The organism is Jeotgalibacillus aurantiacus, assembly GCF_020595125.1.
Taxonomy (GTDB): Bacteria; Bacillota; Bacilli; order Bacillales; family Jeotgalibacillaceae; genus Jeotgalibacillus; species Jeotgalibacillus aurantiacus.
In genome coordinates this window covers 179,989-205,189 of record NZ_JACNMS010000002.1, presented here as the reverse complement: position 1 = coordinate 205,189, position 25,201 = coordinate 179,989, and the positions used below count along the sequence as shown (strand labels likewise).

Below are 25,201 nucleotides of genomic sequence, written 5' to 3'. Positions count from 1 at the left end.
AACAGAAAGGCCGCACAAAATGTGCGGCCTTTCTGAAAACGCTCAGGTATGTATTATTTAACAGCATCCTTAAGCGCTTTACCTGGTTTGAAAGCAGGAACCTTGCTCGCTGAGATTTCAATCTCTTCACCTGTTTGCGGGTTACGCCCTTTACGAGCAGCACGCTCACGAACTTCGAAGTTACCGAAACCGATCAGTTGTACTTTATCACCTTTTGCAAGTGCATCCTGTACTGTATCGAATACTGCATCAACTGCTTTAGTTGCATCCTTCTTAGAAAGCTCAGCAGATTCTGCAACTGCGTTAATTAGTTCAGTCTTGTTCACATCATTCACCTCCTCCCAAAGTTAATCACATGGGCAAGTTTCATTCCATCGTGAACATCGAAAAGCATTAAACGATTGATAAAAAACCGCTTAAAAGCCCATAGAATCAATGTTTTAGATCAATTCTGTTAAAAGATTATCATATAAAAAATACATAAGCAAGAATAATTCAATAATTACTGGCAATCTTTTCTTAAAATCGATTTATTTCTCATTTTACAAGCCAATTCCCGGTACTGCAAGGATTATAACAATACGACAGGCATGATTTCAACCAATGTCATAAGAAATCATATAAAAAAACAGCCTGTAAGAGAGGCTGTTAAAATGGGTGATCTGTTTAATTAAAGAATGATGGCAATCATCCCGCCTGATCCTTCATTAATGACCCTTTCAAGCGTTTCTTTTAATTTATAACGTGCATTTTCAGGCATGACAGATAATTTCCCCTGAATACCTTCCCTGACGATTGAGCTTAAGCTTCTGCCAAAGATATCTGAGCTCCAGATGGAGAGTGGATCATCTTCAAAGTCCTGCATCAGATAATGGACGAGCTCCTCACTTTGTTTTTCCGTTCCGATGATAGGTGAAAACTCTGACTCAACATCCACTTTAATCATATGAATGGATGGAGCCACCGCTTTCAGTCTTACTCCATATCGTGCTCCCTGACGAATGATTTCAGGTTCGTCAAGGCTCATATCCGAGAGCACCGGGGCAGCGATTCCGTATCCTGTCTGTCTGACCATTTTCAAAGCATCAGCGAATTGATCGTACTCTTTTTTCGCCAGTGTATATTCCTGTATTAAACCGAGAAAATGATCTTTACCTGTCACCCGTTCACCGATAAATTCTTCAAGAACCTGCTCATAAAGTCCGTCTGCTGCTTTTAAATCAATGCTCGCTGCGCCTGCACCCATGTCCATTCCAGCAAGACTCGCTTCTTCGACATGTCCAAACTCTTCAAACTGTCTGACCACCCTGTCTACATCCCTGATCCGCTTAATATCATGGACGACTTCACTAACCGCTGATTCATAATGCGTCCGCAGCCAGTGCTCATTATCAAGCACCATCACCCATCCCGGCAGTTGCACGTTCACTTCCAGCACCGGAAACTCGTACAGCGCTTCTTTTAACACCATCATCACATCAGTTTCCCTCATGCTTTCAACGCTCATAGCCACGACGGGTACATCATACTTAAGCTGCAGTTCCTTTCTCAGCTGTTCCGTGTCCTCCTGATACGGACGGGCACTATTTAAAACCATGATAAAAGGCTTCCCAACCTCCTGAAGCTCAGCGACAATTCTCTCTTCCATCTCTACATAACTTTCACGGGGTATTTCTCCAATCGTCCCATCCGTTGACAGCATTACACCAATAGTGGAATGATCCTGAATGACTTTTCTTGTCCCTATTTCAGCTGCTTCATGAAAAGGAATCGGATCCTCATACCACGGCGTGTGAACCATCCTTGGACCATATTCATCCTCATGCCCCTTGGCACCAGGGATGGTATACCCTACGCAGTCCACCATTCTTACATTTACATCAAGCCCTTCCGATACGTTAATTTTCACGGCCTGATTTGGAACAAATTTCGGCTCAGTTGTCATAATCGTTCTCCCTGCAGCACTTTGGGGAAGTTCATCCTGAGCCCTCGCCCGGTCGCCTTCGTTTTTCATGTGGGGTATAACAGCGAGTTCCATCATTTTTTTAATAAATGTTGATTTTCCTGTACGTACAGGCCCCACGACACCAATATAAATGTCACCGCCAGTCCGTTCTGCAATGTGCTCAAATACATTTTGTTTTTCCAATAGTATGCCCCCCTCTAGTCGGCCTTACATGCACTATCAGTGTATGAGGACATGCACAAATCAGAACTAAAAGATTTAAGTTATCAGTTTAAACCATAACGGAAACCGGCAAACAAAAAACCGGAACGCCTCATAAGAGTTCCGGTTTTTACGTTAAAATTCTTCAGCACCATATTTAATTTCGCCGTCTTCCCCTACATAATAAGGTACGGAATAGGCAGGAACCACTCTGGTATCTTCATGCAGAATCGGACGAAGATCCTCTTCAGAAGGCGTCATTTCCATTCCTTTTTCCTGCATCACCTGATAAAGATCTGTGATGTAATCAACGTAAATGGTGCCATCCCCTCTTGCTACAAAAGGAAGTTCATTGCCTGTGTACGGACTTTCCGCGACAGGCGGTTCATCGTATCCAAGCTTTTCAAAATCTATGGAGTACATATTATCACCCACCTGACCTTCGAACGGTATTCCTCTGTTTGCCTGGACTCTGATCTGAATGGAGCGGATCGTCTCAGCAACGCGAAGATCGAAAATATGGACGGTTGGATCGTCTTCCACATTGAGCAGAATATATTGAAAAACGCCGCCGTTTTCAAATGCATTTCCCGGCAGTTCCGCCATGTATTTAGGCTTTAATTTTGAAAAATCTATCTGGTATTTTCTATATAATGGTGTCTCATTATCAACAGTTTTAATTGGCAGAATCCCACCCTGATCTTCCTGATACTGATCAACAGCATTTTGGACAATTTCAATCTGTTCATCATAAGGAATCTCGTTACCGGCACGCTCCTGCGAAGGATACATACATCCCGATAACAGTAAGGTTAATGCTGCAATCGCTGCTATCTTCTTCATACTATTCTCTCCCTGCTTTCGATCAGCCTGGTGTCGGTCCGCTTAATACGACAAATAAAATAATAATACCGGCTAAAATCATAAACAAATACGCGATAAGCGCTGTTACAAATTTCAGGATTTTATTGTTAAATTTATATCTGCTCAGATAAATAATGATAATCGCTAAAAACATAAATGCCATGGATCCAAATGAGATCCACATTTTGTCCAGTGCTGACATCGCGTTCACTCCTCCATCTATTACACAAGTTAATTATATCACAAGGATTTTTTACCTATTATGTCTGAATGTATCGTTCAGAAAATGTTCACCGATATGAAAAAAATAAAGCCGGAATCAGTTTCCGGCTTTATCAGAATGGTTTATTTTCAAAACCGTGCTTCGTCATTCCTTCGCTTTCCTTGTCTAGCTGCGGCGACTAGCCCCTCGAGGTCATAAGACAAAGCTGAACGAGGGCGAAGATCAGCCCTCTTTTCATCTTCGCCTTATGCTTGTCGGGGCTGGACGAGTCGCCTCCGCTTTTCTATGGCCGCGCGGTGAGCCAGCTGTGCTGCGCACATCTGTCTCACCTGTCGCTTCTCTGCCGCAGGAGTCTACGGAATGACCCTGCACTTTTTAGGTTTCGCCGAACACTATATCTATTTTGCAAAATAAAAGAGGTAAAAGATAAATTTATTTTTAATTTTATCTTTTAATATGATCAATTAGTTTCCGGCTTTTTCCTGACTTTCCATGATGTCTACAAGCTCTTCCATTTCATGTGTTTTCATTCTGGACATGAGACGGTCAACTGCCTGTTTCGGGTCTTCTCCATCAAAAAGTACGTGATAGAGTGCTTCTGTGATTGGCATGGAGACGTTTTGCTTTTTGGCAAGCTGGTAAGCAGCCTTCGTTGTCCGCACGCCTTCTACAACCATCCCCATACTCTCGAGGACTTCATCAATTTTGTGTCCTTTTCCAAGCATGTTTCCCGCTCTCCAGTTTCTTGAATGAACGCTTGTACAGGTGACGATCAGGTCACCAACGCCTGTTAATCCTGAGAATGTTAGTGGGCTTGCGCCAAGGGCAGTTCCCAGGCGGGCAATTTCAGCCAGGCCCCGGGTAATCAGGGCAGCTTTTGCATTATCACCGTAGCCGAGTCCATCAGTGATCCCGGCAGCAAGAGCAATAATGTTTTTTAAAGCCCCACCAAACTCAACACCTATCACATCCGTATTCGTGTACACACGGAAATGCTGGTTCATGAATGCATCCTGAACATATCTGGCTGCTTCGATTGAGTCAGAAGCAGCGGTCACAGTTGTCGGATGTCTTTTCACAACTTCCTCAGCATGACTCGGACCTGACAGAACCGTTAAATCCTTCATCACCTGATCCGGCAGTGATTCTGTTAGAATTTCGGAAATTCTGAGATGTGTATCCGGCTCAATCCCTTTACTTACATGAACAATCGAAACGGGTTTTTCTGCTGCTTCAATTAATAAAGAGGCAACTTCACGGATCGCTTTTGTCGGTACGGCAAAAACAACCATTTTCACGTCTGTAACTGCTTCCTTAAGATCAGCGTATGCGATCACGTTTTCAGGAAGATGTGCTTCACCAAGGTACCGTTCATTTTTATATGTTTCATTAATTAATGCAGCCTGTTCCCGTTTATGAGTCCAGAGTCTGACATCGTGACCGTTATCACCAAGAACGAGTGCGAGTGCACTGCCCCAGCTTCCTGCACCAAGAACAGCAATTTTTTGAGGTTTCATCACTATATCCCCCTATGCAATTTTTCGTTTATTTTCTTGCTCTCGCAATAATACGAATTGGTGTCCCTTCAAAGCCGAATGCTTCGCGAATACGGTTTTCCAGGAATCGTGCATATGAGAAGTGAAGAAGTTCCGGTTCATTTACGAAGATCACGAAAGTAGGCGGTTTAACAGCCACCTGTGTAGCATAAAAGATCTTTAATCTTCTTCCCTTATCCGTAGGTGTTGGGTTCATGGCAACTGCGTCCATTACAACTTCATTTAAGATGCTTGACTGTACACGCATGGCATGGTTTTCACTTGCCATATTGATGACAGGAAGCAGATTGTGGATACGTTTTTTAGTGAGTGCTGATACGAACACGACAGGTGCGTAGTCAAGGAACTGGAAGTGATCACGAATGGTCTTTTCAAACTTATCCATCGTCTTCTCATCTTTCTCAACAGCATCCCATTTATTTACCACGATGACAACTGCACGGCCTGCTTCATGGGCATAACCGGCAATCTTCTTATCCTGCTCAAGGATGCCTTCCTCACCATCAATAAGAACCAGAACAACATCGGAACGTTCAATCGCTCTCAACGCTCTTAGCACACTGTATTTTTCAGTTGTTTCGTATACTTTTCCTTTTTTCCTCATTCCTGCTGTATCAATGATGACATATTCCTGTCCATCATACGTATAAGGTGTATCAACTGCGTCTCTTGTGGTACCGGCTACATTACTGACAATAACGCGGTCTTCACCAAGCAGAGCGTTAACAAGAGATGACTTACCTACATTCGGTCTTCCGATTAGAGAAAACTTGATGACTTCCTCACCATAATCTTCTTCGTCTCTTGTGCCAAAATGTTCAGCTGCTGCGTCCAGGAGATCCCCAAGACCCAAGCCGTGTGAACCTGAAATCGGATAAGGTTCACCAAAACCAAGTGAATAGAAATCATAGACCTGATCGCGCATTTCAGGATTATCCACTTTATTAACTGCAAGCACGACAGGTTTGTTTGTTTTATAAAGAATTTTTGCTACATGCTCGTCCGCAGAGGTTACACCCTCACGGCCGTTCGTCATGAAAATAATGACATCCGCTTCATCAATTGCCACTTCAGCCTGTTGTCTGATCTGCTCAAGAAACGGCTCATCCCCGATATCGATACCACCTGTATCAATAATATTGAAATCATGTGTCAGCCATTCTGCAGAACTGTATATACGATCTCTAGTTACACCCGGAGTGTCCTCAACGATTGAAACTCTTTCTCCAACGATTCTGTTAAAAATAGTGGACTTCCCTACATTTGGGCGTCCTACTATTGCAACGACCGGCTTTGCTTTTGCCACGACGTTCACCCTTTCTTTTACCCGTACATTTATCTATGTACAGTATAACAAATAAATACGTGTCCTATTATACGGTTATTAACCTGCATAATTGTATCAGTATTCGATTGGAAACACAATGTGCGTTGAAATGATCAGGTCCTGAATTGTCCCCCGATATCAAAACAGACCGGAACAGATATGAGAAATTCACATCTGTTCCGGCCTGAAATATGGCTGTAATTGATAGACACTCTGTCCTTAATGATGTTTATAAATCCAGAAAAGACAATTAGTAAAAGGCTTTAAAGACCGATTCAGGAACGACTGGCGAAACGTTCCGGATTTAATCCCCTCAGCTTTAACCAGTGGTAAGTCTCTCCCGAAATAATAACGGACGTTTTCTGAAGGTCATCAATCGTCCGGCAGCCAAGTGCCGCCATCATCATTTTTAAGTCATCCTGATACTGACGTATTTCTTCTATAAGCTGCTGTTCACCTTCATCAGACAGTATCTTCAGAAACACGCCTGCAACACCTGCAGCAGATGCGCCGAGGCTTAACGATTTCAGAATATCAAAACTGTTACGGATCCCTCCGGATGCAAATACGGGTTTTCTTTTTTGATGAGCTGCTTCAATAACCGACACGGCAGAAGGGATTCCCCATTCATTAAAAAATGTACGTTCCCTTGTCTGGCGGTTGTTTTCGATCCTTGAGAAATTAGTTCCACCGTATCCACCCGCGTCAATAATCTGAACAGACGTTTCCGCAAGTTTACCGGCCGCTTCCCTGCTGACGCCGAAACCTGTTTCTTTTACGATAACAGGAACGGGTAGCGCTTCACTTATTGCCTGGATACGCTCAAGCGCCCCTCTGAAATCACGGTCTCCTTCAGGCATGGCTAATTCCTGTATTACGTTCAAGTGAATTTGCAGTGCATTTGCTTCAATCATGTCAACCGCTTCTTTTGCCTGACTTACTGAAGCCTCGCTTCCGAGATTAGCAAAAATCAGCCCTTCCGGATTTTCTTTTCTTACAACGGCATAGGTCTCCCGTTCAGAAGGGTCTTTTAGTGCTGACATTTGCGATCCAACAGCAAGAGCGATACCCGTTTCCCCTGCAGCTCTCGCAAAAGCAGCATTCAACTCCATTGTTCTTATTCCGCCTCCACCAGTCATCGCATTGATATAAAAAGGCGAACTCATAGAAAGTCCGCCTGTTACTGAATGGAGCGTAACGTCTTCAACTGAACTGTCAGGAAGCGCCTGATGAACAAATCTTATGTCATCAAAACCCGATCCCCCCGACTGCCCTGTAGATAATGCGTGCTGGATATGATCCAGTTTACGTTCTGCTCTGCTCAATGTTTTCACCTTTATTTATCATTATTTAAATCTTTCAGTTTATCCCCGATCATTTCACCAAGCTGGAAACCGGTAGACTCTTCCGGAAGTTCGTATTGCTCACGTCCACGGGAATCATTTTTAGCTTCCTGCAGCTCTTTGATAGACAGAGAAAGTCTCTGATCATTTACATTTACATCAAGTACTTTAACCTTTACTTCCTCACCCTCAGAAAGAACCTCATGCGGTGTTCCGATATGCTGATGTGAGATCTGGGAAATGTGAACGAGACCTTCTACACCCGGGAATACTTCTACAAACGCACCATAAGATACGAGTCTGCGAACCTTACCTTCGAGAACAGCTCCACGTGGTGCTTTGTCCTCAATATCTGACCATGGGCCAGGCAGCGTTTCTTTAATTGATAGTGAAATCCGCTCGTTGTCACGGTCGATTGACAGCACTTTCACCTGAACCTGCTGTCCTTCTTCCACTACGTCAGACGGTTTCTCAACGTGCTGATGGGATAGCTGGGAAATGTGAACGAGACCGTCCACTCCGCCAATATCAACAAATGCGCCAAAATCAGTAATACGCTGAACCGTTCCATCTAGAACGTCCTCAGGCTGAATGCGCTCAAGCAGGGCTTTCTTCTTCTCCGCTTTTTCACCTTCCACAACCGCACGGTGAGAAAGAATTAAGCGGTTTTTCTCTTCATCAAGCTCAACGATTTTAAAGGACAGGCTCTTACCTCTGTAATCCTCAAAATCTTCAACGTAATAATCTTCAACCAATGAAGCAGGAACAAATCCGCGAACACCAAGGTCCACTACAAGGCCGCCTTTAACAACGTCCTTCACTTCCGCTTCAAACACTTCTTCTTCTTCAAAACGGCGCTTCATTTCTTCCCAGGCTTTCTCAGCCTCAACTTTTCTTTTGGAAAGAACAAGAAGCTCTTCTTCTACTTTTGTTACGACGAGATCAAGCTCGTCCCCTTCTTTGACAACATCAGAGGCTTTTTCTACATGGAGGCTCGAGAGTTCAGAGATCGGAATGATACCATCGATTTTGCTGTCCCTGACATCAACAAGAACCTGTTTTTCCTCCACCTTGGTTACTGTGCCTGTTACACGATTTCCAACCTCTAATGAATTTACTTCGATATTGTTCATATCCTCTGTCATATGTACTCCTCCTCAATACCAGACTGCTGAAATTGTATTAAATGTGAAAAAAATCACAGTTTAACGTTAAATTCAGAATATACTACTAACTTCTAATAAACTGAACAGTTTGTCAAGCGAGAACTTTTATCGATGATTGTCGATAAGGGATTTAATTTCCGCCATAATAATTTCCGTAACCTCTGCTGCGGATGCTTTTCTTTCCTTCAAAGGTCCCATTTCAATCGGTTTTCCGTACACCACTTTTAAACGTTTAAAAGGTTTGTATGGGCCAATAATCGCACAAGGTACCACGGCAGCATCTGATCTGAGTGCAAAGAAGCCTGCGCCTGCAAGTCCCTGTCCCAGCTGTCCGTCTTTACTTCTCGTACCTTCAGGGAACAGGCCTACGACGTGTCCCTCCTTCAGCTGATTAAGCCCTCTTCTAAGCGCTTCACGGTCCCCCATTCCTCTTTTAACAGGAAATGCGTGCAAACCCGGAAGAATATTTTTTAAGACAGGTGCATGAAACAGTTCCTCTTTAGCCATGAATGATACCGGACGTGTTGCTGTAATCCCCACAACGGGCGGGTCAAGTACATCAATATGATTGGCACAGATCAAAACGCCGCCTTCACCTGGAATGTGTTCCTTTCCGATTACACGGATTCGATAAAGCGGTGTTAAAACAGATTTTACGAGCCCTTTGGCAAATGAATATAAACTCATAAAATTCCTCCCCTTTCTTTCGCTAAATGTGTGACCTCTTCTACAACTTCGTCGATTGTCATTGAAGTTGTATCCAATTCAATCGCATCATCCGCTTTTTTCAAAGGAGAAACCTCTCTTGTTGAGTCAATCATGTCTCTTTTTTCAATTTCCTGCTTCAGTTGCTCAAAGTCAGATTGAATTCCCTGTTTCTTATGGTCCTCAAGCCGTCTTCTGGCACGCTCGTCTGCACTGGCAATCATAAACACTTTTAATTCCGCATCAGGAATAACGGCAGTTCCAATATCTCTGCCATCCATCACAATACCGCCTTCTTCGACAAGTGCCTGCTGGCGTCTGACCATCTCTTCTCTTACTCCCTGATGAAGAGCCACATCAGAAACATTCAATGTTACTTCCTGTTGTCTGATTTCCCGGGTTACTTCTTCACCATCAAGAAAAACCCGCTGACCTTCTTCTCCGGGTTTCAGCTCTATCACTGTATTCAACAAAAGCGCTGATAATTCCTTCCCGTTTTTAGGATCTATTTCATTTTTTAACGCTTTATAGGTAAGCGTGCGGTACATCGCTCCAGTATCAATATAAATAAAGCCAAGCTGCTCTGCTATTTTTTTTGCAACGGTGCTTTTACCGGCAGCTGCTGGTCCGTCTAAGGCAATGCGAATTTTCTTTTGTTCTTTCACGTGTCTGTCTCCTCTTTCTCACTAAATCTTGTTCATCTGTTTTATTGTATCATAAATATGATTCAGTTCACTGATCCGGACTGATTGGATCCCTGGTTCTGAAAATAACATTTCACGTCATGCAGTTCCAACCTTAAACACCACAAAATTATACTTATCAAAAGCAACAGAGCTTTTAAAATAAAAAAGATTGAAACGAACGCATTTGTATACGCCCCTTTCAATCTCTATTATCTTCCATATGATGGTGGAACTATTAATGCAAGGAAGGGTTACATCTGTTTCTCTTTCATCCTGAGCTGGCATTCAAATGTGTAACGAAGCAGAAGCTGTCTTTCGATCGTTGAAATGTCTGTAAATTTAACCATACCAATTTCAACGCCATTCACTAATTTAGATCGTATATATGATGTGTGACAGCTGATATATTGATTTTCGCCATTTTTCATCGGTAATACGAGCATCATTTTAAGCTCTTGACCCTTATTAAATCCGTAGCCCTGTCTAATAATAAAAGATAGCCCACCGGCACTCACATCATCTGTAACAGTATGTAAAGAAGATCCTGCTGTCTGGATAGCAAGATCTATTGATGTTTTTACCCTTACAAACTGTCTTCTCTGAACTTTAATCAAATCGTTTTCTTCCGGTTTTTCAAGCGTAATCATCGGTACATTACCCTGAACACGCCCCCTGACCTCTGTTTCAAAGGAATAAACTTCATTATTGTCATTTGTAAAGCTGATTTTAAGCTGCATTCCGGTCAGCAGAAAAACTGTCCGATCTGTTTCCGTATTAACCGGATAGTCAATAAACAGCTTATCACCTGTAAGATCAAGAACCCTTCCGCGAAATTTTTCACCCGAGGTGGAATGCATGGGTTCTATAGTTAAAACGGTACCAATCTTCAATGGAAACACCCGCCTGTCTGCTAATTACAAGTATTATCTCATGTAACAGGATTTTTTCAAGCTGATTTTCCACGATTTATCTGAATACAGGGACTAATGAACCCTTTTCGGAGAAATTAAATTACAGTTTATCCACTTTTTCTTCCTGACCGTTTACTGCATTAATGTATACTCTGAACGTCTCTTCTCCTACAAGACCGGTAAATTCATAACAGAGCACCCGCTCATCAAGCTCGTTTCTTATTAATGTTCTTCTTGTTTCCTGAACATCAAATTTGGAATGCAGGAGTGAAACTGCCTCATCCGGATTGAGTTCAGGATTTGGAAGCTGTATTTCACCAGTTCCAGCGAGATAGTCAACGCCGTTGAACCCTAAAATTTCTCCTGTATCGAGCGCAACCTTCAAAAAGATTGAGTCATCAAGGACATATACACCTTCATTAAGTGATCTTACAAAAGTAAAAGATGCGGTGTTTCCGTTCTGATAACTTTCTTCAAGACTCATTTCTTGATATCCTCTGTTCTTTAAAAACTTTTCTGCCTGAACCGATGCCTCATTCAAACTAAGTGTTGCTTCACCCGGGTTTCTGCTCTTGATCAGAAAAATCGGATCCCCCCCATTTTTCAGGATGTCCATGGAAGAATGTTCTTGATCAGAATTCCAAGTTACCGTATAAAACGGATAGCTCGAACCATCAAGGCTTTCTGCTACTGTTCCATTTTCTGCCTCCTGATCACCGCTGAATTGCCCGGCAATTTTTAAAGCTTCCTGCTTACTGATTGTATCGCCTTTAATATGCTGAAGCTGACTTCTACGCTTTGCAGCCGATTCCTGGTCTGTCTGAACAAAAGTTTCAGCTGTATATCCCTTGACTGCTCTGTCCATTGAATTAAATCCATCAATCACGCCATTATGGTTTTGAGCTGTCATCATTAAATCTTCAAGTGCAAGCCAGTTGAGATTTTCCTCCAGCATTTTAGACTGCACACTTCTCAGTTCTGCCTGAAGTTCCTGCGACTGGCCGTAAAGGATTTCCAGTTTTTTGTACTCTTCTTCTGTCAGAGGATCTGACGAAAGATCCCTTACGGCTGTTTCGTAACTGAATTGTCCAATTTTTGTTAAAAACTGTTCCATTTCATTAAAAGGTAATAGTCCGAGCGGAAGCTGACCGATATCGGAATGAATCATCGAAGTCAACCTCCAGACTTCTGTCAGAGCAGGAGTAAGATTTCTCCCGCCGTTCATAGCAAGAGTGGATCCGATTTCGTCATTTAACAGATCCATTTGAAAGGCCATTTCATTAAAAGCCCGCTGGTATTGATTTTCCATATGGTTTTTCAGTGAGTTTTTCTCACCTTGCTGATAGGCACCCCAGGCAACAGCAAAAAATACACCTAGGAACATGACTGAAAGTAACAGTTTTCTCCAATTCATCATACAACTCTCCTTTTATAGGCAGAAAATATGTGCTCCGATCTGTTTAATTTGAGGTCTTGTCCAGATCCATTCACTCGTTGCGGTTATCGGATTAAAATAATATAACGCGTTTTCCGAAGGATCCCATCCATTGATTGCATCTATAACCGCTCTCCTTGCCTGATCGTTTGGTGTCAGCCATATTTGACCGTCTGCCACTGCAGTAAATGCCAAAGGTTCAAAAATGACGCCTGATGCGGTATTGGGAAAAGCCGGATCCTCAATTCTATTTAAAATAACAGCGGCAACGGCCACCTGCCCCTCATAAGGCTCACCCCTCGCTTCACCATAAACGGCGTTTGCCATAATCTGAATATCATTTTTTGAATAACCAGAAGGTAGATCGGCGGTTGATTGGGACTTACTTTTACCTTTCACCTGATTTTCAAGTGGCGTTCCTCCGTAATAAGTGAACTCTCTTCCTTTTTCTATATTGCCTTTAACAAAGGATTCATTATAATCTGAAGCCTTTACGAGTTTTTGACGTGTTTCCGGTCCTGCATATCCATCGATATCAAGTCCGTAACTTTCCTGAAAATTTCGAAGTGCCCAGTATGTTCCCCAGCCGAACTGACCATCAATTTTCCCTTTATAAAAACCGATATACTGAAGCCGCGCCTGCAATTCAATCACATCATCCCCGAACGCTCCACGCTGAATTGTCTGGCCACTGAACGCCTCTGTTTCAGCATATAAAGAAAGACACAATAGCAGTGCTGCCAACGTTGCAAACCATTTTTTTTTCATATTGACCTCCTGATAGAACATTTTATGGATAGTCTGGACAATTTCTGTTGAACTATGCAAAAAGCAGACAGCATCCTCTATTCGCGACTTAATACCTATCTGTCATCATTTTTCTCACAAAAAAACCCTGCTGTCATTTGTACGCAGGGTCTGATGTTATTTACTTAATTGATGATGCTGGTGAGTCAGGATGTGTGCTTTTTTTACCTTCCATAATCCGAGCCACCAGAGGAACAGCATGAAAGGAATAATGTAATAGATCCAGTGTACACTGCTGACAAGGATGTAATCATATAAAGTATGCAGTAGGATAGGCAGGATTAATGAGATGAGAATGAGTCTTTTTTTATTCTGTTCTTTCGTGAATTTAGCTTTTCCTATGTAATACCCCATTACAACGCCAAATAAAGCGTGACTCGATACTGGAAGAAGCGCCCTTCCTACAGCAGTTTCAAGTCCGAAGACCGCGAGAAATAAAACATTTTCAAGCGTGGCAAATCCAAGTGATACCGCTGCACCATAAACAATTCCATCATATGGTTCATCAAATTCAATCAAATGAATGATGTAAAAATAAAGAATAAACCATTTAAAAAACTCTTCTAACAGTCCGTATGCTAGAAAAGACTGGAGAACTAAACTTGAAAAAACAATTTCCTCTTCGAGAACATACTGAATAAACATGACAGGAAACGTAACCGCAAGCCCTAAAATAAATGCTCTTAAGACGGTAAAAACGGGTTCGGTATCGTATTGATCACGTAAATAAAAATAACTTAGCAATGCAAGGCCTGGTGCAATCGCAGCTGAAATTATTGCAATCATGGAAGTGCCTCTTTTCAATCTGTTTTTAACATCGTATCATGGAAGGGAATTGAATCATACTTACAATTGATTGGAGCTGTCAAAATGGCTAAAAAAACATTACTGCTTATCCATACCGGAGGGACCATATCAATGGCACAGGACCAGACCGGAGCCGTTCTTCCCGGAAAACAGAACCCGTTGATGGCTCAGACAGGGAACCTGAATGATTTTGCACATTTTATCGTTGAAAGTCCCTTTACTCTGCCTTCTCCACATATTACCCCCGACCATATGCTGCAGCTGAAAAATATCATTGAAAAACATTATTTAGCAGAAGATATACACGGGATCGTGATTACGCACGGGACAGACACGCTAGAGGAAACAGCTTACTTTCTTGATTTAACACTTCGCCTGTCAATACCTGTTGTCGTTACAGGAGCTATGCGTTCTTCAAATGAGATTGGATCAGATGGACTCTACAACCTTATCAGTGCGGTTAGAGTGGCAACTTGTGATGAAGCTTACGGCAAAGGAGTTCTTGTCGTCCTTAATGATGAAATACACACTGCAGTCAACGTGACAAAAACGCATGCGAGTAACGTATCCACTTTTCAAAGCCCTCAGTACGGACCGATTGGTATTGTGACAAAGGGTGGCGTGCTGTTTCATCACACGCCAAAACCGGACCTGAAATATACGGTTACCGAACTGAACCGTAATGTTGCAATCATTAAAGCTTATGCCGGAATGGATTCAAGGCTGCTGGAAGTATTGGCTGATCTGGATTATGATGGTGTCATTATCGAAGCACTCGGCCAGGGCAACCTCCCTCCTGACACTGTCAGCGGCCTTAAAAATCTGATTGATAAAAAGATCCCGGTTGTACTCGTGTCTCGCTGCTTTAACGGAATTGCACAGGATGTATACGGATATGAAGGCGGCGGACGTCACTTGAAAGAGCTTGGTGTGATTTTTTCAAACGGCTTAAACGGTCAAAAAGCCAGAATAAAATTGATCATTGGATTGTCTCAATCAAATGACCCTGAATATATCGCTTCGATTTTTTCCTGATCAGACTTGAATACTTCTTTATAAATAAAAGTGGAGATATTGCTTAACAGCTGTATCTCCACTTTTTATTCACAGATTGTTTTATTATATCCGACTTTTCATTGCTGTCAGAGCTTCAGCGATCTGTCCGCCATGAAAACGTCCATTTTCAATAAAAATCTCATTGGCGTTATTTCCGGCTGCTATGACACCGGCGATAAAAATACCAGAAACATTCGTTTCCATTGTTTCCGGATGATAAATCGGCCGTCCGGTTGAATGGTCAATATCCACGCCCATTTTTTCAAGAAACGAGTGATCCGGATGATAGCCGATCATTGCAAACACTGCATCATTTTTAATCTCATAATCAATCCCGTTCTGTTGATAAAACAGCTTGTCAGGCTGAATCTCACGTACATGGGCATTGAATTCCATTTTTACTGATCCGTTTTTCACAAGCGCTTCAAATTCAGGCAGGATCCACGGTTTAATACTTTTTGAATATTCTTCTCCACGATAAATTACTGTTACACGAGCGCCTGCTTTGTGCAATTCAATCGCAGCATCAACAGCCGAGTTTTTGCCTCCGATCACAGCAATATCCATATCAAAATAAGGATGAGCCTCTTTAAAGTAATGATGGACTTTATCAAGTGTCGAGCCTTTGATTCCAAGATGGTTTGGATGATCATAATAGCCGGTTGCAATCACGACATTTTCCGTCTGGTACAGTCCTTTTGAGGTATTCACATGAAACAGATCCCCTTTTTTTGAGACCTGCTCAACCTTCTCATACCTGTTAATTCTGAGCTCTTTTCTCTTAACTACTTCACGGTAATAAACAAGCGCCTGATTTCTTTTTGGCTTGTGCTGTTCAATAATAAATGGTACCCCGCCAATTTCAAGCTTTTCACTCGAAGAAAAAAATGTCTGATGAGTCGGATAAAGGTAAATCGCGTTAACAATATTACCTTTTTCAATTACGAGTGGATTAAAACCTTTATTTTTCAATTCAATGGCAGCAGATAAACCGCACGGGCCGCCACCTACAACAATTACTTTTTCCTTTTGCATATTGATCACTCCTGCGTTGTTCCTAAAAAAGTTGCTGACGATCTGACCTGTGCCAAGGCATCCCTGTCCTTTCAAGTGTCTCGCAATATGCGCCTCTGCCGGACAAGCCAGCTGGATGATCTGGCAATTTAGCTACGGAAGACCTTTATCATTATTACCCTTTTGACTTTTATGGGTAACATGAATTGAAGGCCACGATGAGATCATATGTTGAAATATCAGTATACGAAAAACCCCTATCATCTTATGATAGGGGTTTTTCTTATGTGATTCAATTATGAAGGCTGTCATTAGCGGTCTTTCATTTTTTCACTCATCCACTGTTCCCACTCCTGACTTGTTTCACCGACAAGGTTATGGGAAAACTCCTGCTTCTGTTCCGGAGAAATAGAGTGAACTGCATGACCACCAATGCCTATTTCCAAAGTTTCGTACTCTTCTTCAAGCTTTTTTATTAAACTCAGAGCGTTGGGAAGATTGTCATTGATTGTACATGAAAAAAATAAGAATTTGGGTTTAACCGTTTCAATGACTGTATTAATATCCTCTTCAATAATACTCGAACCAAGATAAATCACGTTAAATCCTTTTCTTCTTATAAATAACGTGAAAATCAGCAGCCCCAGCTCATGCCATTCACCCGGAGCACATACCGCTACTACCTTCGGGAGAAAGCTGTTCTGAGGGAAAGAGTGCATCAGGATTCCAATTCTTGAGCGGAGAATGGAAGTCGCAAAGTGCTCGTGTGCAGTTGTAATTTTATTTTGTTCCCACTGATGTCCGATTTGAATAAGGACCGTTCCCAGTATATCAATTAACACTTTATCAATTGTATAAATGGAAAAAGCTTCGTTGATTAAATCGTGCGCTTCATTTTCATCAAAGCTTAACAAGGCATTTAAAAGATCTTTTCTGATTACATTCAGTCTGTTCTGATCTTTGTCTTTTGTATCTAGATCAGTCTCATTCAATGAATTTTGTTCAGACAAAGTCACGGCCTGACTGATCGTGAAACCGGCATTTACTTTTTCAACGAGCCATTTTAATTTTTTCACATGTTCATCTGTATATAACCTGTGCCCCGAATCATTTCGTACCGGTGCGATCATTTTATATCTTCTTTCCCAGGCTCTTAGTGTTCCGGGCTGTATACCAAGCATTGTCGATACGGCTTTTATATTATATTTACCTTCTTCAGTATTCATTTGTCTCGCCCCCTAAACCCGGTTCTATCAACAAAAGTATAGACCTCTTTTTATGTTGTGTAAACTTTGTATAGGTTTTATACAACTTTTTTATGTAATGTTGATATAATGCACTTCAGGCTCAGCACCAAGCCGTATAGGCAGAAAACTTGTCCCATAACCGTTGCTGATCAGTTGGTGTCCGGAATGAATCGGAAAAAGACCTCCTTTTTCATAAGGACCTTTGCCAAATATTCTGACCTGTCCACCGTGTGTGTGACCACTGAGAATCAGATTTACCGGACTGTGCGCAAATGGATTCAGTTTATTGACGACGCGGGGATCATGACTTAATAATATAACCGGTCCGCCATCAATCTGCCTGAGCGTCGTATCAAGGTTGTCTTTTCTATATGTAATATCTCCAATACCGGCAATCCAAATCCCTTCAGAATGCTCGTTTTGATATAAAACTGCTCTATTTTCAAGAATGGTGATTCCGTAAGCTTCTAGTATTCCCGTCAGCCTTGTCTTTTCTACTTCTTCGTCATTATTACCATAGACAAAATAACACGGTGCTAGTTCTGAGAGAATACGTGCATTATGTTCAACAAAGCTCCATGGAACCCCTTGTTCTGTCACATCTCCGCCGATAAAAACAAGGTCAGCTTCCGGCAGTGATTCAGCCCAGCGTATTGGTATTTTCCGTCGGTGCAGATCAGAAATAAAAAGCGCCTTCACCGGCTTTTTAAGTGGAGTATCCTCTAATTGAATGTCGTGATAAATCAAATTATTCTCAAAAGCTTTTTTGGTCATAAATGCGGCAAGGCCTGCTGTACAAGCTGCAGCCCAAACTAAATACTTCATTTTCTTCCTCCTGCTCTGAAAACGAAAAATCATTTCCTCTGAAACCAGAGGAAATGATTTTTTAATCATCTTCTTTTATATCCAGCACCCTGAATCCTGATTTTTCAAGCTTTTGAATAAACTTGTCAATATTATCTTTTTTCTCAAGCTTTAATACAATTCTACGCACAAGCTTATCCGTTTCATCAAATGTCACAAGCGAGATCACGGATTCGTGGAATTGCTGAATCAGTTCAGCCAGCCTCGAAATCCTGCCTTCAGTTTCTACAGATGTAAAAGCAATTCTGACGCCTTTTTTGTGCATACCGAAAGCGCTCTGGAATTGATTAAATACATCATAACGGGTCACAATTCCTTTAAAAACTTTATTTTCGTCCGCCACTGAAATGAGTGGGAAATCATTTAACTCGTACAGTGTTGTTTCAAAAATTTCATCGCCTTTAAGGTATGTATTTTCATGCGTTAACACATCACCGGCAGTTGTCTGCGTATAAAAATCATCCTTTGATAAAGTTGATTCAAAATACGCTTTATAAATATGATACCTTGTGACAACACCCCGGTAATAAACTCCTTCTAGTACAGGCAGGGCATCAATTTCTTTTTCTTCAAGCAGATCGATTACTTTTTTAACAGAATCCTCAACCTGAACCGTATAGCTTTTGGCTGCAGGAACCATTGCACTTTTCGTAAACATCTTATCACCTCATCAAATATTGACTGCCCTATCTTATTCTGTTCAGCACCACGATATTCCTTTAAATTTCAGGTTAAATTGTTATTTTTCTTAATCCTAATCTACATTTAGCCGGATTCATAGTAATTATTCAGCCGGTATTTTCAAAACCTGGCCTGTGTAAATGTCGTTTCCTGACAGTCCATTTAATTCTCTTAACCTGTCAACACCATCACTACCAAGTCCGTAATTGACAGCGATCCGGTATAGGGTTTCCTGCGGCTGTACGGTGTGGGTTGTTTCAGACGAAGGCGCCGGCGTTTCTTCCACTGTTTCCTCAGGCGCTTCTTCAACCGGCTGTTCCTCTGCCGGAGTTTCTGTTACCGGTTCCTCTTCAGGTTCTGCCGGTGTAGTTGATGCTTCATCCTGATTTACATTTTCATCAGTAGTTTCATCCTGCTCCATGTCATCTTCCGGTGAATTTGCCGATACGGTATTGGCTGTGTCATTGTCTTTCTGGAATTCATTTACCGGCCGTTCCACAACTGCGTCAGTCAATCCGTCTTCTCCCCCTGAGAGCAACATAGATCCGGCTACTGCCATTAGTGGCAGCAGAACAAACAAACCAAGAAGGACACCTATAAGCGGGAAAGGCTTCTTTTTAGATTGTTTCTGTTCTCTTTTCTGGCTGTGCATTTCCACCCTTGTAAGAGGTGCGGAGGATGTAACCTGCTCTTCCTTCTTTTCGGCAATAATCTTCTTTCTGTTTTTTTCTGCCTGATCTCTAAAAGGATCTCGTTTCATAATGAACCCCTTCTTTATGTTTTGATGTTATATAAATATAAATACCTAATATATAGTCTATTATAAAGTGTAAAAAGATAACTGACCATAGACTTTCTGTATATTCATAAATTCCCCCGATAAAAAAGCTGAGCACCGTCATATTGATGAGCAAATACCACTTTCGCAAATACCGGTAATGGATCAGCACAAACACAAGGCTTGCGATCACAATGCCGAAGTGAGTCTGAATGACACCCCTGAAGAGAATCTCCTCTGTTAAAGCTGCTCCCGCCGCAACAACCCCAATCTTCCAGACATTTATGGAGGAGAACAGCAGGACATTGATCCCTCCGTCGTCATACATAGCCGGAGGAAGTTTTCTCATGAAATAAATATCAAGCAGAGCGACGAAAACACCTGATATGAGACCGATCCATATAAACGTCCATTCCCATTTAAAAAGAGATCGAAATTCATTGGCGGAATCAAACAGAAAAAAACTGAATATCGTCGCCACAATTAAAATAAGCAGCTGTGATAACAATACGGCTTTAAATAAATTCTCCCCTGTCAAATGTTCATTCTGGTTCAGTTTGACCACCCCGATTAAAGATCTGATCCAGCCTTTCGAGCCAGCCGAGTGACTGTGCACTGCGATCCATCCTGCTCGGCGCTTCAGGCTTACTGAGACCACAAAGGTCACAGCATCTTTCCTGATTAACCGGCGTCTCACCAAATGCACGGTAAATCATTTCTCTTCTGCATGACTCATACTCAACGTATGCTTTCATCTCCCCGATCTTTCTTTTCTTTGCAAGAAAACGGTTTGTAAGTTTTTCGATGATTTTATTTTCCCATCCGGGTGATGGTTCTTCATTAAAATAATGCATCAGAACCCTCATCTGTGTATCTGACAAAAATAGTTCCTGCTGAATCGCAAGCGGGTCGTGACGCGCTGAAGCCATCCGGTAAAATTCCCTGATCTGGATGCTGCCCGGCATTTCAGATTCTGCAAGCTGCATCGGAATCACTTCATCACCCTTACTATACAGAAGGACTGATTGGGCATTCGACCCGTCTCTCCCTGCACGTCCGATTTCCTGAACAAAGTTTTCAATTGAAGAAGGCATATGAAAATGTATAACGGTTTTGACATTTTCCTTATTAATCCCCATACCGAAAGCATTAGTGGCAAAAATCCAATCGAGCTGTCCCTGTATAAACTGCTGTTGAATTAATATTCGCTGATCCTGCTCTACATCTCCATGGTAACTGGATGTAAGAAGACCTTTTTTACTGAAATAATCCGCCAATTCATCCGCTGTCCTTTTACTTGAGAAATAGATAATTCCAGGTGAAGGATACGTCTTTAAAACAGATTCAAGCTCAACCTTCTTTTCCTCAGGAGAATCACTTGTTAACACAGATAAGGCAATATTCGACCGGTTAATTGAGTAAATGCACTGCTGTGCATGTTGAATTTGTAGCTTTTCCATAATATCTTTTCTCACCTGAGCAGTTGCAGTAGCGGTTAACGCCAATACAACCGGACTGCTAAGTTCTTTGATAATTTTCCCAAGCATCAGATAGTCTGGTCTGAAATCAGGACCCCACTGCGAAATACAATGTGCTTCATCCACGACAAATAAACCGTATGAAACTTTTTTCAGCTCCTGTCTGATTTCCGGGACATTCAGCATTTCCGGAGAGATGAACAGAAAGCGGATGTTCTTTAAGTTGGACATCACTTCTTTTTTCTCCTGGTACGATAAAAAAGAATTCAGTGCAGCTACACTTTTTTCACCGCGGTATTTAATCTGTTCAACCTGATCCTGCATTAGAGATAGTAATGGTGAAACAATGATCACCCGCATATTGTTTACATAAGAAGGATATTGGAAACAGAGACTCTTTCCTGTTCCTGTAGGAAGCATTGCCAGTGTGTGCTGACGGTTTAAAACGTGGCTGATGACCTCCCTTTGTCCTTCTCTGAAGAATTCAAAGCCAAATTTTTTCTGTAATAGCTGTTCCATTGGTTCGCCTCCCCGTTTTCTTTCGCAAGTACAAATCTTATTTGAAAGTAATCCGCGTCAGGAATTGCCTCTTTAATCACCTTTAACCTCTTACTTCCGGACCTGGCCGCAACCTCTCTGATGGCAGCATATAGTTCTTCAGAAACAAAAGGTTCCTTTTTGAGTGTACGGTCAAGGAGTGCCAGTTCAAGAATATGATCTTCGATTGTACTTGGCTTTAATCTCCTTTTTTGCGAAATTCCGATTAAATCCATTCCGTTATCTAACAGCCTTTTGGTCTCTGCCGTAGATACCGTGTAGAGCTGATCCTGTTTCAGCTGATCTTTTAAAATGTGGTGCAGCATTGGGTACGCTTCCTTTTCTTCAACAATTTTGGCTAAAGAGAAATGAAGAACATTAATAAACCGGTAATATACTTCATCCGGCGAACAGGATAAATAGTCAGCCTGTTGAGCATGTGTCAGACCAATCAGGTTCCAGCCTGAAAACTGCTGAACAATCAGCAGTGGATCGTCAGGATAGTCAGTGGATTGAAACAAAGTCTTCCATTCATGGTACAGCTGATCAAATAATGCTTTTTTATTTGTCTTGCTATTTATTAGCTGGTCTTTTACCCAGGATTGAATGTGGCGGTCTCTTATGACAGGAAAGAAGCGTGATTCATTCTGAGTAAGATTTGATAAGGTTTGAATGAGCAGGGATATCCGTCCCCAAAAAACTCTTCCGGATTCACCATAGCGCCAGCCGTCCAGATGAGCAGGAAAATAATGTTGAAAAAAATAATGGCGAACTTCCTCTTTTCCCTTATCAGTAACGAGACTTTTCGAAGCTTCATTCACAGAGAGACAGCCTTGTGTTTTTAAATGATGAATCGTCTCATCATACTGTTTTCTTTTCAGGTTTGGGACAATACTAAATAAAGGGGATAATCCGAAGAGGTGGGCATCCTGAATGGTTTGTGAAGTTTTTTTCCCAGTTAGTAAATGATACAGCGCTGAATCCGATCGCTCACCCTTAAATAAGTCGAGCCCTATCAGGTAAATGGCTTCAGAATACTTCATCTGTTTCTCCCTTCATTTTATCATGGTCACATTATTTTATCATACTGAAGCTGGTCATCCTGTTTTCTTTCCTCTGATACGGGTAAAGGAAAAATATCCGTTCCCTGCAAACACACACTGTTGAAAATCTATATTGATATAGGTAGAATAAAGATTGGATATTTTCTGTTGCAACAAACGAATGACTGAAAGAGGAGGTTATATAAATGGCTAAGTATACAATTGTTGATAAAGATACATGTATTGCCTGCGGCGCATGCGGTGCTGCTGCTCCGGATATCTACGATTACGATGATGAAGGAATCGCATTTGTTACACTTGATGATAATGAAGGTACAGTTGAAGTTCCTGAAGTACTGTATGATGACATGCTGGATGCATTCGAAGGCTGTCCTACTGATTCCATTAAGGTATCAGAAGAACCGTTTGACGGTGATGCATTGAAATATGAATAGGCAGTAAATAAAATCTGTCACGTCTCTGATCAGAGACGTGACAGATTTTTTGCTTTTACAGACTCTAATTTCGCTGCAAATCATAAAAAAAGAGCTAGGATCTATTATGATCCCGGCCCCTTTTTGCAAAATCTGATTTTATTCAATATAAGCTTTATTATATCCGTAAGGTACTTCTACCGGCTGTGTAAAATCGTATCCTGTGACAAAATCCTGTTCAAGGTTTTCGAATGTTACCGTTTCAAGCGAGAAAGATTTCGCTGTCAGTAAAATACTTTCAACAAATTGACGTTTTTCAAGCGCTGTCAGCTCTTCCGTTGAACCTTCAACCCGAACCGTTGCATTCTGTCCATCCGACTCTGCTTCCAGGCTCAATGTTTCAGGTAATGCTGATTGATAACGGTCATTCGGCACCTGATTGATCGCACCAACCGCTTGTTCAAATGACTCATAGGACTCGTAGGATGGAACATAAAAATACTGCTCATTATCCTGCTGGTAAATGAAGAAAACGTGATTATCTTTTGACAGGCTGAACTGTTCCACTTCCCCAACCTGATTCAGTTCCTGGAGTGAACCGTCTTCATTCACGAGACGAATATTTTCATAAGATGAACCGAACGTTTCGTTTAAGACTTCAAGAAGGATATCTGAAGACGCTCCAACAGTTCGTTCCTCAAGATCATTGATCGTTCCTTCAAGGTTTGCTCCATCCTCGGTCAGATTGGAGCTTAGCGGGTGATAATCGGAAAAACCAAGCTCTTCTTCATCGAGTGATGCGATCCAGTCATTGTATAGCTCAAGGTTTGTTTTACTCCGGTCTGATTCAGCCGGTACAATCACAGTCATTGGAATGACAAATCCATCTTCAGAGAGCAGACCTACATCAAACGAGGCACTCTCTTCAGCCTCCTCATCTGTCATCAGGTTGGACTCGGTTTCTCCTCCAAGTGCGACAGATGAAAAACCTTCTTCAGCATCTTCCAGGGTATTTTCCTCCGTTGTCTCCTGAGTCTCATCTTCTTTTTCTTCTGCAGGAGGAGCAGAATCCGGTGACCGCTGAAGCTGATTATCCTCAAAATCTCCTCCAGCTTCATTCGTGACAGCTTCTTCCTCACTGCCGCCTTCTGAAGTCATCTCTGCTGGATCTGCTGAAGATTCCGAGGCCATGTTGCTTGCTTCATCCTGATTTTGATTCATCAGCCCAGGTACCAGAATGACTAAAAGAAGTAGTGCTGCAAGGCTGGCTGCTACCGGCATCCACCTCGCAGTTGTTTTCTTTTTCCTCTTTCTGAGTTCCACATGCTGATAGATCTCTTCAGCTGAAGTTCTGCTTTCAATCACAGGCATTTTCTTTAAAAGCGACTCTATTTTATCATCGTTCCATTGTGATTTTTTCATCGTGATCACCTTCTTCCTCTTCAGCCATCAGCTCTTTCAATTTCTTGATCGCACGATGCTGCGTCGTCTTCACTTTTCCTTCAGACCAGCCAAGAATTTCGGCGGTTTCGGTTATACTTAATTCCTGGATATACCTGGATACCACCACCATTTTCTGGTCAACTGAACAGCGGTCAAGACATCTGTAGAGTCTTTGAATATCTTCGTTCTGTTCAGCAATTTCCTGCGGCAGGGAATCCGATGATTCTATATCACGCTTGCCCCAGTCAAAATGGTCCATGACACGGTTGCGAATCGTTTTCTGTTTTCTGAAATGATCAATGGTGACATTTTTCGCAATGGAAAAGAGCCACGTTTTTTCAGAACTTTTGCCTTCAAAGTTTTCGTATGATTTCATCACCCTTATAAAAACTTCCTGTAGCAGGTCTTCTGCTGTATCTCTGTTTTTCACCAGATAGATGAGAAACTGAAACACATCCTGCTGATATTCTGTATATAATCGTTGAAAAACGGAGTCCATTTCGTATACTCCTCCCCCGTTCATAGCATTAGTCGTAACAGCTTCTAAAAAGTTACACTCACCATTCTACTATATGAGTGTAATGGTGAAAAATAAAATTTGGAAAATAGATAAAACTGCCCCATTCACA

At 41.8% G+C, this 25,201-nt stretch carries 26 protein-coding genes; 2 read left to right on the top strand and 24 right to left on the bottom strand.

All coding sequences use genetic code 11. The annotated features are described in order from the left end of the window. Positions 1–53: 53 nt before the first annotated feature. The 14 genes from H7968_RS05785 to prsW form a co-directional block, all read right to left on the bottom strand. A complete protein-coding gene (locus H7968_RS05785; protein WP_039809415.1) occupies positions 54–326 on the bottom strand; it encodes an HU family DNA-binding protein in 273 nt (90 codons plus the stop codon). A 344-nt stretch (positions 327–670) separates the two neighbouring features. After that, positions 671–2,149 carry a stage IV sporulation protein A gene (gene spoIVA / locus H7968_RS05780; RefSeq protein WP_134373591.1) on the bottom strand — a complete coding sequence of 493 codons (1,479 nt, stop codon included), beginning with the start codon at positions 2,147–2,149 and terminating at the stop codon, positions 671–673. 153 nt (positions 2,150–2,302) lie between these two features. Then, the gene (locus tag H7968_RS05775; RefSeq protein ID WP_227395269.1) at positions 2,303–3,010 is read right to left on the bottom strand and encodes a hypothetical protein; all 708 of its coding nucleotides are present in this window, start codon (positions 3,008–3,010) and stop codon (positions 2,303–2,305) included. A 22-nt stretch (positions 3,011–3,032) separates the two neighbouring features. After that, the gene (locus H7968_RS05770) at positions 3,033–3,233 is read right to left on the bottom strand and encodes a DUF2768 domain-containing protein (RefSeq protein ID WP_227395268.1); all 201 of its coding nucleotides are present in this window, start codon (positions 3,231–3,233) and stop codon (positions 3,033–3,035) included. Between the two features lie 485 nt (positions 3,234–3,718). Further along, positions 3,719–4,771 (bottom strand): NAD(P)H-dependent glycerol-3-phosphate dehydrogenase, encoded by a 1,053-nt coding sequence (locus H7968_RS05765; protein ID WP_227395267.1) that lies wholly within the window; start codon positions 4,769–4,771, stop codon positions 3,719–3,721. Positions 4,772–4,799: 28 nt separating this feature from the next. Continuing rightward, positions 4,800–6,116 carry a ribosome biogenesis GTPase Der gene (gene der / locus H7968_RS05760; RefSeq protein ID WP_227395266.1) on the bottom strand — a complete coding sequence of 439 codons (1,317 nt, stop codon included), beginning with the start codon at positions 6,114–6,116 and terminating at the stop codon, positions 4,800–4,802. A 296-nt stretch (positions 6,117–6,412) separates the two neighbouring features. Next, complete coding sequence (gene fni / locus H7968_RS05755; RefSeq protein ID WP_227395265.1) at positions 6,413–7,462, bottom strand: type 2 isopentenyl-diphosphate Delta-isomerase; 1,050 nt, start codon at positions 7,460–7,462, stop codon at positions 6,413–6,415. A gap of 11 nt (positions 7,463–7,473) precedes the next feature. After that, on the bottom strand, positions 7,474–8,625 hold the full coding sequence (gene rpsA / locus H7968_RS05750) for a 30S ribosomal protein S1 (protein WP_134373603.1): 1,152 nt from the start codon (positions 8,623–8,625) through the stop codon (positions 7,474–7,476). Between the two features lie 126 nt (positions 8,626–8,751). After that, complete coding sequence (locus H7968_RS05745) at positions 8,752–9,333, bottom strand: lysophospholipid acyltransferase family protein (RefSeq protein ID WP_227395264.1); 582 nt, start codon at positions 9,331–9,333, stop codon at positions 8,752–8,754. Then, positions 9,330–10,016, bottom strand: coding sequence for a (d)CMP kinase (gene cmk, locus H7968_RS05740; RefSeq protein ID WP_227395263.1), 687 nt, complete (start codon positions 10,014–10,016; stop codon positions 9,330–9,332). Before cmk ends, H7968_RS05745 begins: the two co-directional genes overlap by 4 nt. A 272-nt stretch (positions 10,017–10,288) precedes the next feature. Further along, positions 10,289–10,927, bottom strand: a complete 639-nt coding sequence (locus H7968_RS05735; protein WP_227395262.1) for a flagellar brake protein — start codon at positions 10,925–10,927, stop codon at positions 10,289–10,291. 121 nt (positions 10,928–11,048) lie between these two features. Then, a complete protein-coding gene (ypeB, locus tag H7968_RS05730) occupies positions 11,049–12,362 on the bottom strand; it encodes a germination protein YpeB (protein WP_227395261.1) in 1,314 nt (437 codons plus the stop codon). 15 nt (positions 12,363–12,377) lie between these two features. Beyond that, positions 12,378–13,151, bottom strand: coding sequence for a spore cortex-lytic enzyme (gene sleB, locus H7968_RS05725; protein ID WP_227395260.1), 774 nt, complete (start codon positions 13,149–13,151; stop codon positions 12,378–12,380). 156 nt (positions 13,152–13,307) lie between these two features. Continuing rightward, positions 13,308–13,976 carry a glutamic-type intramembrane protease PrsW gene (gene prsW, locus H7968_RS05720; RefSeq protein ID WP_227395259.1) on the bottom strand — a complete coding sequence of 223 codons (669 nt, stop codon included), beginning with the start codon at positions 13,974–13,976 and terminating at the stop codon, positions 13,308–13,310. Positions 13,977–14,060: 84 nt separating this feature from the next. On the opposite strand from prsW, the gene H7968_RS05715 reads away from it, so the two are divergent. Then, entirely contained in the window at positions 14,061–15,032 is a 972-nt protein-coding gene (locus H7968_RS05715; protein ID WP_227395258.1) for an asparaginase, read from the top strand. Positions 15,033–15,116: 84 nt separating this feature from the next. Here H7968_RS05715 and H7968_RS05710 read toward each other — a convergent pair whose 3' ends face one another. The 8 genes from H7968_RS05710 to H7968_RS05675 all read right to left on the bottom strand — a co-directional run bounded on the left by H7968_RS05710 (position 15,117) and on the right by H7968_RS05675 (position 22,695). Further along, positions 15,117–16,088 (bottom strand): YpdA family putative bacillithiol disulfide reductase, encoded by a 972-nt coding sequence (locus tag H7968_RS05710; protein WP_227395257.1) that lies wholly within the window; start codon positions 16,086–16,088, stop codon positions 15,117–15,119. 290 nt (positions 16,089–16,378) lie between these two features. Further along, the gene (locus H7968_RS05705; protein ID WP_227395256.1) at positions 16,379–17,293 is read right to left on the bottom strand and encodes a MerR family transcriptional regulator; all 915 of its coding nucleotides are present in this window, start codon (positions 17,291–17,293) and stop codon (positions 16,379–16,381) included. Positions 17,294–17,383: 90 nt separating this feature from the next. Further along, complete coding sequence (locus H7968_RS05700) at positions 17,384–18,139, bottom strand: metallophosphoesterase (RefSeq protein ID WP_227395255.1); 756 nt, start codon at positions 18,137–18,139, stop codon at positions 17,384–17,386. A 61-nt stretch (positions 18,140–18,200) separates the two neighbouring features. Beyond that, on the bottom strand, positions 18,201–18,836 hold the full coding sequence (locus H7968_RS05695) for a CBS domain-containing protein (protein ID WP_227395254.1): 636 nt from the start codon (positions 18,834–18,836) through the stop codon (positions 18,201–18,203). A gap of 126 nt (positions 18,837–18,962) precedes the next feature. Then, positions 18,963–19,619, bottom strand: coding sequence for a LysM peptidoglycan-binding domain-containing protein (locus H7968_RS05690; RefSeq protein ID WP_227395253.1), 657 nt, complete (start codon positions 19,617–19,619; stop codon positions 18,963–18,965). Beyond that, on the bottom strand, positions 19,600–20,253 hold the full coding sequence (locus H7968_RS18095) for a CPBP family intramembrane glutamic endopeptidase (RefSeq protein ID WP_227395252.1): 654 nt from the start codon (positions 20,251–20,253) through the stop codon (positions 19,600–19,602). The genes H7968_RS05690 and H7968_RS18095 overlap by 20 nt, the downstream gene beginning before the upstream one ends. Then, positions 20,180–21,634, bottom strand: coding sequence for a RecQ family ATP-dependent DNA helicase (locus H7968_RS05680; protein ID WP_227395251.1), 1,455 nt, complete (start codon positions 21,632–21,634; stop codon positions 20,180–20,182). The genes H7968_RS18095 and H7968_RS05680 overlap by 74 nt, the downstream gene beginning before the upstream one ends. After that, positions 21,556–22,695: a helix-turn-helix domain-containing protein gene (locus H7968_RS05675; protein WP_227395250.1), complete on the bottom strand. Its 1,140-nt coding sequence runs from the start codon at positions 22,693–22,695 to the stop codon at positions 21,556–21,558. The genes H7968_RS05680 and H7968_RS05675 overlap by 79 nt, the downstream gene beginning before the upstream one ends. Before the next feature lie 206 nt (positions 22,696–22,901). On the opposite strand from H7968_RS05675, the gene H7968_RS05670 reads away from it, so the two are divergent. Further along, positions 22,902–23,150: a ferredoxin gene (locus tag H7968_RS05670; RefSeq protein ID WP_134373635.1), complete on the top strand. Its 249-nt coding sequence runs from the start codon at positions 22,902–22,904 to the stop codon at positions 23,148–23,150. A gap of 138 nt (positions 23,151–23,288) precedes the next feature. Here H7968_RS05670 and H7968_RS05665 read toward each other — a convergent pair whose 3' ends face one another. Next, on the bottom strand, positions 23,289–24,551 hold the full coding sequence (locus H7968_RS05665) for a hypothetical protein (protein WP_227395249.1): 1,263 nt from the start codon (positions 24,549–24,551) through the stop codon (positions 23,289–23,291). Next, complete coding sequence (gene sigX / locus H7968_RS05660; protein WP_134373639.1) at positions 24,526–25,071, bottom strand: RNA polymerase sigma factor SigX; 546 nt, start codon at positions 25,069–25,071, stop codon at positions 24,526–24,528. The genes H7968_RS05665 and sigX overlap by 26 nt, the downstream gene beginning before the upstream one ends. Positions 25,072–25,201 lie beyond the last annotated feature (130 nt).

Excerpts from the sequence above, each read along its gene's own strand:
- H7968_RS05775 (WP_227395269.1), bottom strand. The coding sequence starts at position 3,010 with ATGAAGAAGATAGCAGCGATTGCAGCATTAACCTTACTGTTATCGGGA.
- H7968_RS05770 (WP_227395268.1), bottom strand. The coding sequence starts at position 3,233 with ATGTCAGCACTGGACAAAATGTGGATCTCATTTGGATCCATGGCATTT.
- H7968_RS05765 (WP_227395267.1), bottom strand. The coding sequence starts at position 4,771 with ATGAAACCTCAAAAAATTGCTGTTCTTGGTGCAGGAAGCTGGGGCAGT.
- rpsA (WP_134373603.1), bottom strand. The coding sequence starts at position 8,625 with ATGACAGAGGATATGAACAATATCGAAGTAAATTCATTAGAGGTTGGA.
- H7968_RS05745 (WP_227395264.1), bottom strand. The coding sequence starts at position 9,333 with ATGAGTTTATATTCATTTGCCAAAGGGCTCGTAAAATCTGTTTTAACA.
- ypeB (WP_227395261.1), bottom strand. The coding sequence starts at position 12,362 with ATGAATTGGAGAAAACTGTTACTTTCAGTCATGTTCCTAGGTGTATTT.
- sleB (WP_227395260.1), bottom strand. The coding sequence starts at position 13,151 with ATGAAAAAAAAATGGTTTGCAACGTTGGCAGCACTGCTATTGTGTCTT.
- prsW (WP_227395259.1), bottom strand. The coding sequence starts at position 13,976 with ATGATTGCAATAATTTCAGCTGCGATTGCACCAGGCCTTGCATTGCTA.
- H7968_RS05715 (WP_227395258.1), top strand. The coding sequence starts at position 14,061 with ATGGCTAAAAAAACATTACTGCTTATCCATACCGGAGGGACCATATCA.
- H7968_RS05710 (WP_227395257.1), bottom strand. The coding sequence starts at position 16,088 with ATGCAAAAGGAAAAAGTAATTGTTGTAGGTGGCGGCCCGTGCGGTTTA.
- H7968_RS05705 (WP_227395256.1), bottom strand. The coding sequence starts at position 17,293 with ATGAATACTGAAGAAGGTAAATATAATATAAAAGCCGTATCGACAATG.
- H7968_RS05700 (WP_227395255.1), bottom strand. The coding sequence starts at position 18,139 with ATGAAGTATTTAGTTTGGGCTGCAGCTTGTACAGCAGGCCTTGCCGCA.
- H7968_RS05695 (WP_227395254.1), bottom strand. The coding sequence starts at position 18,836 with ATGTTTACGAAAAGTGCAATGGTTCCTGCAGCCAAAAGCTATACGGTT.
- H7968_RS05690 (WP_227395253.1), bottom strand. The coding sequence starts at position 19,619 with ATGAAACGAGATCCTTTTAGAGATCAGGCAGAAAAAAACAGAAAGAAG.
- H7968_RS05680 (WP_227395251.1), bottom strand. The coding sequence starts at position 21,634 with ATGGAACAGCTATTACAGAAAAAATTTGGCTTTGAATTCTTCAGAGAA.
- H7968_RS05675 (WP_227395250.1), bottom strand. The coding sequence starts at position 22,695 with ATGAAGTATTCTGAAGCCATTTACCTGATAGGGCTCGACTTATTTAAG.
- H7968_RS05670 (WP_134373635.1), top strand. The coding sequence starts at position 22,902 with ATGGCTAAGTATACAATTGTTGATAAAGATACATGTATTGCCTGCGGC.
- H7968_RS05665 (WP_227395249.1), bottom strand. The coding sequence starts at position 24,551 with ATGAAAAAATCACAATGGAACGATGATAAAATAGAGTCGCTTTTAAAG.
- sigX (WP_134373639.1), bottom strand. The coding sequence starts at position 25,071 with ATGGACTCCGTTTTTCAACGATTATATACAGAATATCAGCAGGATGTG.